We start from the raw sequence: 9,345 nt of genomic DNA on the forward strand, positions 1-9,345 counted from the left end.
AAAAAGAGAGTTTGATTTTGCCCGCGGAGCACCAGAAAGCATGGTGAACGGTAAAAAAGAGAGCTTGATTTTGCCCGCGGAGCACCAGAAAGCATGGTGAACGGTAAAAAAGAGAGTTTGATTTTGCGAAAAAAGGAGTGCCAGACACTACCTTGGAAATCTGGAAGGTGCCTGGCATTATTACTTTAATAGAATAGGGGAAAATATCCGGATATTATTTAATAAAGGAAATATATGGTGAAACATGGTAAAATAAATTACCGAATTTTTGCAAAAGTGTTCTGTAACTAATTATATGAGGAGAGCCGTCGTCGTGAAAAAACAATATTTTGACCTGCTTCAATTTTTTGAAGGCTATGTTAGGAACTATAGAAGATTAAACCTGACCGGGATACATAATCGTTCCATGTTTACGCAAAGAGAGATTGATTATTTCGCAAATTTAGGTGAAATGCTTGGCTTTGATGCCTTTGTGGAGGATGCAAAATTTGATAAAGTAAAAGGTCGTTCGAGACCAATGGATCTCGCTTGGTGGAAGTGGGATGAACGAAAAAACAAAGAGAACTATTTGCATCTTGCCCTTCATTTGGAACGGGAAAATCAATGGAATAAAGATGAAGATACGATTGATAAGCTCTTCTCTGAAACAGAAGAGGGCTTCATTCCACATAATGTAATAGGAATCCAAAACGTAGAAACTAGTAATAGAATTGAATTTCTAAACAATTTAGTGCTTAAGAAAAATGAAGTTCAAAAATCGACTGTTTTAATGGTTTATCGATATTATGATACAGAACATGAATTAGACCGAATAAGTGCTTACCAATTTAGCCCAAAAGGTGTCATGAGATCTAGAAATGCGATCAGTAAAGTAGATGACTTTGGGTATTGGTTTATGTGCTTCGAGGAAGAATACACGCATAGACAAGACGAAAATCGAAAAGCATTGGCATTTTCATAATCAAAAACCCAAAGAGGTTAGGTAATCACAGGAAATACTAACAAAATGATAAAAATTTTAAACCTTATTGAATGATTTTCAAAATAAGGCGTTTTCTAATCAGATAGGAGAAAAAATGGCGTCGATTATTTACACAATAATATTAATTATTAGTCTCTTGTTCTTAATCAGGAAAAAGGACGATTTTGAATCTTATTTTCTATTAAAAATAATGGGATTCTTTATATTAGGTTCATTTGCCTTTCATTTTAATCAAATTTCACTGCCACTAGGGTTTTTAGTGTTTCTATTATTTTTTCGCCCCAAGTTAAATGTCGATGTAAAACGAAAAGCTGCAGTCTATGGTGTTCTTGCATTTATGATGGTCAATTGGATATTACCATATGCCGTGAATGTATGGGAAAGTCGCCCGATATTCATCGAACATAAATTTGGTTCCATTTATACAATGAACTTTTTAGATGAATATGAACTGGTTTGGCAAGAATTGAAGCTAGAGAACAACGATTTAAGACTAGAGGATTTTGAGGTAGATTATGATAGGGATGGTAAAATTACAGATTTAGAATGGCAGCTGCTTGGGCAAAATGATAAAAGTTATAATCACTACCAAATTCGATATGAAAGTGATAAGAGCAGGTATCGAGTTACGTTTAGTCAGCTTGATACATGGCTCCAATACAATCGATTAATCGAAGCTGGTCATTTTTTTGAAATTCTTAATGTACTTGATATTAAAGGTATTACGCATTCTAAGGGGGATTTTTCTTCCTATGGTATAAAAAGTACAGGGGAACGGGTCAATTATGGAATGGAAAATCGAACTCATTTTACTGTATTAAATGCGGAAATACAAACATTAAGTGATGAGCAATTACCGGTAGAAGGTTATTATATCTCGACTTTTGCTATGCAAAAATCAGGAGAAGAAAGAGATAAACGAGGGAATATCATCCAAGAAAGCTTCGAAGGTGCCAAACCATCTGATTATCTGTTTGATGTGAATTTTGATGGGGAATAAAATGATAGATTGCTAGTTATAGGCGTAATTGCGGTAATTTGAACTATTGAAAACAGTTATTTATGGGGGTGACGGAATGAGTGAGAGGTCAGAAAATGGGAACCTTCGTAAATCTTATACACTTTTAGGAGCTGACAAGAAATTTTATAAAAGTGAAACTCCAGGTACATATGGCGGTCATAAAAAAACAAAAGTATACGGTCGAATGGATTGCCCTGCTGCACTACGTGGCATCGCGAAGGGTGGATATGTTAAAGAACGGGTATTTTTTGCGGATGAACAAACTGCAATAGAAGCTGTGTTCAGACCCTGCGCTGCGTGCCTGCCTGAGAAATATCGAATCTGGAAAACATTGCAGGCCGGTCAATAAAATGTAACTTAAAAAGTGCCAGGCATTAACTAAACAGAAATAAGGAAGGTGGCTGGCAATTTAATCAAAGGTAAAAAATGAGGGCTAATTTTGCCTGAAGAATCTACTGCTTAATGAGGATCCACCTGCTTGGCTCTACTATATTTAGGTGTATTTCCACCATTAAAGGAAAAGATAAGAATAACATTTTCAAATGAATGGTGGTTTTACAATGGATTGGAGCTATTTGTGGAAAGCGGTATTAATTGTATTAGGAGGAACGCTGCTGTTACGAATTGCTGGCCGGAAGACCATTTCGCAGATGACCTTGGCCGAGACCGTCATAATGATTTCTATCGGAACCTTGCTGATTCAGCCTATTGCCGGGAAGAGTGTATGGACAAGCTTTATAGTGGGACTGGTGTTGGTGGCAACTCTGTTAGTAATGGAAATCGTTCAATTGAAATCAGATCGGATGGAAAAAATGCTTACTGGCAAAGCAAAAATCGTGATTGAAAACGGAAAATTGAATGAGCATAATCTGAAAAAGCTTCGGTTAACGGTTGACCAACTTGAAATGCAGCTAAGACAAAAAAGCGTCTCAAAAATAAGTGATGTTAAATGGGCCACCCTTGAATCAAATGGCCAGATCGGGTTTGAATTAAAGGAGGAAGCCCAGCCAGTAACAAAACAGGATTTCGAAGAATTCAAACAAACCATTGTGACTTTGTTGCCCAGTAATACTCAGCTTGCACATATTGATGAAATATTATCAAGGGTGAACAGCCAATACAAGTACGAATCCAAAGAGGATCTTTTTGCTGAAGTACAGAATCAAGAACACAAATCCCCGCCGCCGAAACATCTACAATAAATAAAAAAATGACTGCAGAAAGGACTCCTTCTTGGTGGAATTCGTTTTGCGTTCATTTGTCTGCTAGAAGTGGAATGAAAATGGGATGAAACGTTGCAAATTAGTAGTTGAAGGGAAATGAGATTAGGATTAATAACAAGGCACCATCTTTAAAAATAGGGATCGTTCCTTGTTATGTTCAGAGGTTTAGTCATTTTTTATACAAATGAAAGGCTCTCCATTTAATCAAAGAACATGCAAATTCTTTTCAATGATGATTTTGTTCAAGGAGGCCTTTCTTTTTTATTTACTTCTGATTGGATTTTGTAAATTTCCTACTATCCCGGAGATAGCAGCAAACTGGGAGGGGAAGACACTCTTTTTTAGTTTAATTATTTAAAGACCTTAATAATAGTGTTTTTAAAGGCCCGCATGAATAGGAAAAAAAGCAACAATATATTGCAACACGTTACTTTAGCTATCGTGCTCCAAGTAGAATAAAAATAATGATAGGCTTACGATGTAATAAATTTCATCCCTATTCATGGAACTTTATAGAGGTAAATCGAAATTTCATTTTTGATCCGGTTCCACTTTTTCAAATAAAGACAAAAAAATATCAACTAATTCCGGGTCAAACTGTTTACCTTTATTGCTGCGTATTTCATTTAAAGCATATTCTACATTTACTTGGGATTTATAAATACGATTAGAAGTCATGGCATCAAATGTATCCGCAATTCCTACTATTCGGGCGACTAAAGGAATATTATCCCCTTTCAATCCTTTAGGATATCCTTTCCCATCGTATCTTTCATGATGATATAAAACAATATCTAGGACTCCATTTCGATTAAAGCTGGAGACGTGTTTAATCATTTCGTATCCAATAGTAGGATGTGTTTTGATTACTTCTAATTCTCTTTTTGTTAATTTACCTGGTTTCTTTAAAATGTCTTCGGGAATCCCAATCTTTCCAATGTCATGTAATAATCCTCCTAAGTAAATATCCTCACACACATTTTTGGGTAATTTCATCTTTTTTGCAATTTCAATCGCATACTTAGCCACATTTTCAGAATGATGTTGGGTATAGGTATCCCTGTAGTCAAGTGCATTTGATAAAGCCTCAGTTAACTCTAAATTTTGCTTTTCCACCCTAATAAAACTTTTCATAAGGGAGGCGGAAATGAAAAACGACAAAAAATAGTTACAAAAATGAATCATAAAAACCAGAAAGGTCTGAGACTGTTCAGGGATCTGAAAATACCTGCAGGAAACGAGAACAAGGTTGAGAAACAATAAAAACCAAATAGATTTATGATAAAAACCAATGCCCCCAAAAATGGCAGCAAGAGAATAGAATAAATAAACTCCGTTATCTTTAAGGATGGTGTAATGTAAAATAGAACTGACTATCATGATAATAAAAAAACCATATCGAAAATAGCTAGGATGATTAAAAAGTAATTTAGAGATCCTTATCAAATAGTTTCCTCCCGTTAAGTAGTTTTTTGTAGGCAAATCCAAATGTTTTCATTTATGACAAAACGCAATCTCCAATTTGATTAATTTCCAACATAAAATATATCCGTAACCTATATGCGACTTACAGTTTGAATGTGTGTTTTTTCTACTGGATAATAACATAATATTGTCGATATTTGTAAATATATGCAGGTATGTAAGAAAAACAGCCCATAGTTTGGGCAGTTTACGTTTTATTTGAATGGTTACTAGGATAGGTACGGACTCAATAAGGATTGATATTACTTTTTTCTAAATAAATGTAAAAAGGACCGGGCTTAAAGTGGGGTAAATTGGAAGGATTGTAATCATTACGAAAGAAAAGGTTTCGTGTTTAAGCTCTATTTTTCGTGTAATAATTTTTCATATTCGTTTAAAAGTTTGTTTAAAGCTTGACTTAAGGCTAAAACCTCCTGATCAAGAAAATCTAAATTCTTATCGGAAGCAGTTCGAACCATTTCTTCACGAAGCAGAACGATTTTATTCCAAAGTTCCCTTTCTTTATCGATTTTTACATTCATGTTTAGCACCAACTTTAGGATAAATTCATTATTCAGTATTTGTTAATATGGGGTTTCTATGCATTAAATCACATAGATTGTAATCGGTGAAAATGAAGGTACAGGAGGATATAGCTGTATCTTTAGCATAAAGGTGAAATAGCCGCTTATCTAAATCCGGGCAAAATTTTTTATTAATAAAAAAATGCAGCGAAGCTTGGCAGTTTCAAAAGTAGTGCAGGGGCTTCGCTGCTTCTAGTTACAGGTGCTAAACACGTTCAACTAAAGTGTTCTAAGGTCCTTACAAGAAATTTTTATAACCTTTTATTTTTCTTCTGGTTCGCTATTTCCATTTTAATCTCCGAAAGCACCTGGTTTATTTCTTTTAATTGTTCGTGAATAAACGTCAACTCCGTTTTCTCTTGTTTCTCTTGAATTCCAGGTTCATTAATAGGCGAATTTTGCTGATATTGACCAATGTCTTTTACGGAATTCATTAATGAATCATTTTGTAGAAGATTGGTTGCCATTCTCATAATAGAGTTCATATCAATGACATTTTCATTTTTTACAAGATTGTTTGCGAGATTCAGGATGGCCTCTCGCTGGTTTGAGGATCCTATTTTTTCATTGTTATTTTTTCCTTTGGTTTGATCGGTCATAATAAAACCACCTTTATATTATTTTTTAATTTTCGTTAAAAAAAACCTAGAAGATTATTTAAAAAATCTTCTAGGTTTTATATCTATAAGGAGCTCCTAGATCGACAATGCTTGTCCACTAAAGCATTAAGGACAACCTAAAGTTGCGCAAATTGCAGCCAAAATCGGAGCTTGGTTAACGCCAAGTAAACTTGCTAAAAGCAATGCAACTAATAAAACAACAACAACAAGAAAAGTAGCTAAGTTGAACGGCATATTTGTTCCTCCTTTCTATTTAGAAGTCTGTAAGAGACTCTTACAAGAACATCATATGTAAAAATGCTGGACAAGCTTACACTTATAACTATATCCATAGAAAATAGGCAGCCTATTTTTGTTATTTTAAAATATTGATTACTTCTAATAAAAATCAGTAGTTAACGTTTTGACTTTTTTTCCAGATGGGGTACAAAAAAAAGAGACTAGTAATCTAATAGGAAGGATGGAGAATGCGTTAATCCTAATGTGATTAGCACTTCTTTTTGGATTAGTTGTTGTAGAGCAGGGGGGGCAGGTGCTCACTTATGCAACACACCGTTTTTTAAACTATGTCCTTTTTTTGCAAAAGCATGACTCAATTATGTAAATACATGCCCAATTAGAGAGATTATACTTAGGCTAATCAGCTATTTGAGGAGTGTATTACATTATGTTTAATAAATATCCTGTCAATTCGGTTAGAACAAGACTGAATGACCATGTACTGACTGAAGGTTATGAATCGATTATTAATCAAGTAGTCCATATAGCCGAACAATCGACTGCAAACGTTCCTGTCATTGCTATTGATGGTACACATGGATCTGAGTTTCAGAATGTTATTCAAAAAATAATGGCAGTGTTGGAAAAACATGAGTACTCAATAGATGTGCAGAGTACCACTAGTTATCTAAAGTCTGGGTCACTGCTTCGTGAACAATTTGCTGAGAACATTACAGATAACCGTGCATTTGGGTATGTAACAGAGGCTGTAATCAATGATTTATTCATCACAGGTGCACAAACTATTTTTGCTGCAAATATACAAAATAAAGCAGTTAAAAAGGGTAAAAAAGTATGCCTAGTGTTTGGGCCTGGTGCTTACTGGTTAACAAGTGAAAAGGCAGACCAATTATATTTCCTTGACGTATCACGTGAATATCAGCAAGTTGAATATAAAAAGGGTCTCTTAAACTTTGGAATGGATTGGAACAAGGATAACGTCGAAAAATACAAAATTGCCTTTTTCGTAGAATGGCCAATTCTTGAAAACTATCGTAAAAAGATTTTACATAAAATCGATGTGTATGTCGACATGAACCAGCCGAAAAAGCCTGTAAGTATTTCTGGGGAAGGATTAATGGCCATCATTTCTGATGTCGCACGTCGACCATTACGTGTAAAACCATTCTTTGCACCAGGTGTCTGGGGCGGCCAACGATTGAAGGAATTAGCGGATCTACCACAGGATTGGGTGAATTGTGCCTGGTCATTCGAGCCAATTGCACCAGAAAACTCTATTTTAATTGGCTATGAAGATCACGTAATAGAAGTACCATTTCTTGTTGTGATGGCTCTTGAGCATCTAGCTATTATGGGAGAACGGAATGTAAACTTATTTGGTGACTACTTCCCAGTTAGATTTGATTATCTAGATACAATGGATGGTTCAAACCTATCTTGCCAAGTTCATCCGCATCAGGAATATATCACAAAGCATTTTAATGAAAAAATGACGCAACAAGAATCATATTACATCATGGAGAAAAAAGAGGATGCAAAGGTATATCTCGGCTTAACGGAAGGGACAAAAAGAGAAGAGTTTGTGAATGCTGTCACAACCGCTCAAGAATCAGGGGTACCTTTTGAATTTTCGAAATATGTAAATGAATTTGATTCAGAAAAAGGGGATTTATTCTTAATCCCTACTGGTACCGTTCATTGTTCAGGAAAGGATAATCTCGTATTAGAGATTTCTTCCACGACATGGTGGTTTACATTTAAAATCTATGACTATTTACGTAAAGATTTAGACGGCAAACCAAGGCCGTTAAATATTGATCACGGTTTTAAAAACATTGATTTCTATAAAACAACGGGCTGGGTAAAAGAAAATTTGATTGCCCAACCAACACTAATCAACTCTCAAGGTGACAATAAAGAATATCTACTAGGCGAACGGGATGACTTATTATTCTATATTAGACGTGTTCATTTACAAAATGAATGGAATGATCATACAAACAATGAGTTTGTTATGTACAACCTTGTGGAAGGTGAAAAAGTTCGCATTGTATCAACAGAAGATGAATCTGTATTTGTTGAACTTGGTTATGCGGAATCATACATACTTCCAGCTGTCTTTGGATCGTACAAGATTGTAAACGTTGGAAATAGTCCTTGTAAGGTAATCAAAGCGGGGGTTTCTCCAAATTGGGATGTGAAATGTATTTGAATACCGATCCAATTTTTGCTTTAGATGTGGGTGGGACATTTATAAAAGCTTCCGTTTTGGAGAATGACTCCATCATTGAGGAAACAATTTCACAATTTGACTCACACTCACATGAAGATGCAGAAACAATTCTTAATCATTTTGTTAGCATCCTGACCACCCTTTCACAAAGCTATCAAGTATACAAACAAAAAACGAAAGATGTGTACACAAATAAAACGGTCGGGATTGGCTTTGCCTTTCCGGGTCCCTTTGATTATGAACAGGGAATTAGCTATATTAAAGGACTTAACAAATTCGAAGGGATATACGGGATTTCATTTCGGGAAGAACTAACAAAACGACTTAAACAATCAAATCTCTTTCAAGGAGCGAAAAAGGTTAGGATGCGATTTGAAAATGACGCTCGCCTTTTCGGATTAGGTGTTAGCACCCTTTATTCAAATGAACGAATCATTTCCTTAACCATTGGTACAGGACTTGGCTCAGTGTTTATTGAAAGGGGAACAATCATAAAAAATGATAAACGAGTACCTGAAGAAGGCTACCTTTACAATCATATTTTTAAAGGGAAAACCGTGGATGACCAATTTTCACGACGAGGAATTTTACAATTAGCTGCCGATCAGAACCTCATACACGAGAATTTGGATGTAAAAGAAATAGCAGGTCTCGCAAAAGAAGGAAATGAAAAGGCAAAAGAAATCTTTCATGAATTTGGCTGCAATCTTGGAGAGATGCTCCTGCCTTTTATTGAAAAATTCAAGACAGACCGAATGATCATTGGCGGACAAATTGCTAAAAGCTATGAATTATTTGGAAAAAGCCTAGAACACCAAATAGCTCACACGAATACGAAGGTAACACCACTTGATCACGCACTATATTACACATATGCTGGAATTGCGAAGATGTTTGCTGATTAGGTCGCAAAACTGAAATTGTATCTTGTGGAATTAAATAATGAACACGAAACCTTGTGGAAAAGCATATGAAGTG

General features: G+C 35.3%; 10 protein-coding genes. 6 read left to right on the plus strand and 4 right to left on the minus strand.

Translation table 11 applies throughout. The features are described from left to right. Window positions 1–313: 313 nt before the first annotated feature. The 4 genes from IE222_RS22650 to IE222_RS22665 all read left to right on the plus strand — a co-directional run bounded on the left by IE222_RS22650 (window position 314) and on the right by IE222_RS22665 (window position 3,205). Window positions 314–961, plus strand: a complete 648-nt coding sequence (locus IE222_RS22650) for a hypothetical protein (protein ID WP_191276655.1) — start codon at window positions 314–316, stop codon at window positions 959–961. Between the two features lie 115 nt (window positions 962–1,076). Further along, window positions 1,077–1,982, plus strand: coding sequence for a hypothetical protein (locus IE222_RS22655; RefSeq protein WP_191276656.1), 906 nt, complete (start codon window positions 1,077–1,079; stop codon window positions 1,980–1,982). Between the two features lie 76 nt (window positions 1,983–2,058). Then, entirely contained in the window at window positions 2,059–2,352 is a 294-nt protein-coding gene (locus IE222_RS22660; protein WP_191276657.1) for an Ada metal-binding domain-containing protein, read from the plus strand. 211 nt (window positions 2,353–2,563) lie between these two features. Beyond that, window positions 2,564–3,205 (plus strand): DUF421 domain-containing protein, encoded by a 642-nt coding sequence (locus IE222_RS22665; RefSeq protein WP_191276658.1) that lies wholly within the window; start codon window positions 2,564–2,566, stop codon window positions 3,203–3,205. Window positions 3,206–3,757: 552 nt separating this feature from the next. Here IE222_RS22665 and IE222_RS22670 read toward each other — a convergent pair. The 4 genes from IE222_RS22670 to IE222_RS26770 form a co-directional block, all read right to left on the minus strand. Then, window positions 3,758–4,342, minus strand: a complete 585-nt coding sequence (locus IE222_RS22670) for an HD-GYP domain-containing protein (protein WP_223282857.1) — start codon at window positions 4,340–4,342, stop codon at window positions 3,758–3,760. A gap of 710 nt (window positions 4,343–5,052) precedes the next feature. Further along, complete coding sequence (locus tag IE222_RS22675; RefSeq protein ID WP_191276659.1) at window positions 5,053–5,232, minus strand: aspartyl-phosphate phosphatase Spo0E family protein; 180 nt, start codon at window positions 5,230–5,232, stop codon at window positions 5,053–5,055. A gap of 293 nt (window positions 5,233–5,525) precedes the next feature. After that, on the minus strand, window positions 5,526–5,873 hold the full coding sequence (locus IE222_RS22680; protein WP_191276660.1) for a hypothetical protein: 348 nt from the start codon (window positions 5,871–5,873) through the stop codon (window positions 5,526–5,528). A gap of 126 nt (window positions 5,874–5,999) precedes the next feature. Further along, window positions 6,000–6,128: a hypothetical protein gene (locus tag IE222_RS26770; protein ID WP_275671496.1), complete on the minus strand. Its 129-nt coding sequence runs from the start codon at window positions 6,126–6,128 to the stop codon at window positions 6,000–6,002. Window positions 6,129–6,561: 433 nt separating this feature from the next. On the opposite strand from IE222_RS26770, the gene IE222_RS22685 reads away from it, so the two are divergent. Together IE222_RS22685 and IE222_RS22690 are read left to right on the plus strand one after the other, a co-directional pair. Continuing rightward, complete coding sequence (locus IE222_RS22685; RefSeq protein ID WP_191276661.1) at window positions 6,562–8,346, plus strand: class I mannose-6-phosphate isomerase; 1,785 nt, start codon at window positions 6,562–6,564, stop codon at window positions 8,344–8,346. Beyond that, the gene (locus tag IE222_RS22690; protein WP_191276662.1) at window positions 8,343–9,272 is read left to right on the plus strand and encodes an ROK family protein; all 930 of its coding nucleotides are present in this window, start codon (window positions 8,343–8,345) and stop codon (window positions 9,270–9,272) included. The genes IE222_RS22685 and IE222_RS22690 overlap by 4 nt, the downstream gene beginning before the upstream one ends. Window positions 9,273–9,345: the final 73 nt, after the last annotated feature.

This window comes from Neobacillus kokaensis (genome assembly GCF_014656545.1).
In the GTDB taxonomy this organism is placed as follows: Bacteria; Bacillota; Bacilli; order Bacillales; family Cytobacillaceae; genus Neobacillus; species Neobacillus kokaensis.

Bases quoted from the DNA above. Each gene is read 5' to 3' on its own strand.
- IE222_RS22655 (WP_191276656.1), top strand. From the start codon at position 1,077: ATGGCGTCGATTATTTACACAATAATATTAATTATTAGTCTCTTGTTC.
- IE222_RS26770 (WP_275671496.1), bottom strand. From the start codon at position 6,128: ATGCCGTTCAACTTAGCTACTTTTCTTGTTGTTGTTGTTTTATTAGTT.
- IE222_RS22660 (WP_191276657.1), top strand. From the start codon at position 2,059: ATGAGTGAGAGGTCAGAAAATGGGAACCTTCGTAAATCTTATACACTT.
- IE222_RS22685 (WP_191276661.1), top strand. From the start codon at position 6,562: ATGTTTAATAAATATCCTGTCAATTCGGTTAGAACAAGACTGAATGAC.
- IE222_RS22675 (WP_191276659.1), bottom strand. From the start codon at position 5,232: ATGAATGTAAAAATCGATAAAGAAAGGGAACTTTGGAATAAAATCGTT.
- IE222_RS22665 (WP_191276658.1), top strand. From the start codon at position 2,564: ATGGATTGGAGCTATTTGTGGAAAGCGGTATTAATTGTATTAGGAGGA.
- IE222_RS22680 (WP_191276660.1), bottom strand. From the start codon at position 5,873: ATGACCGATCAAACCAAAGGAAAAAATAACAATGAAAAAATAGGATCC.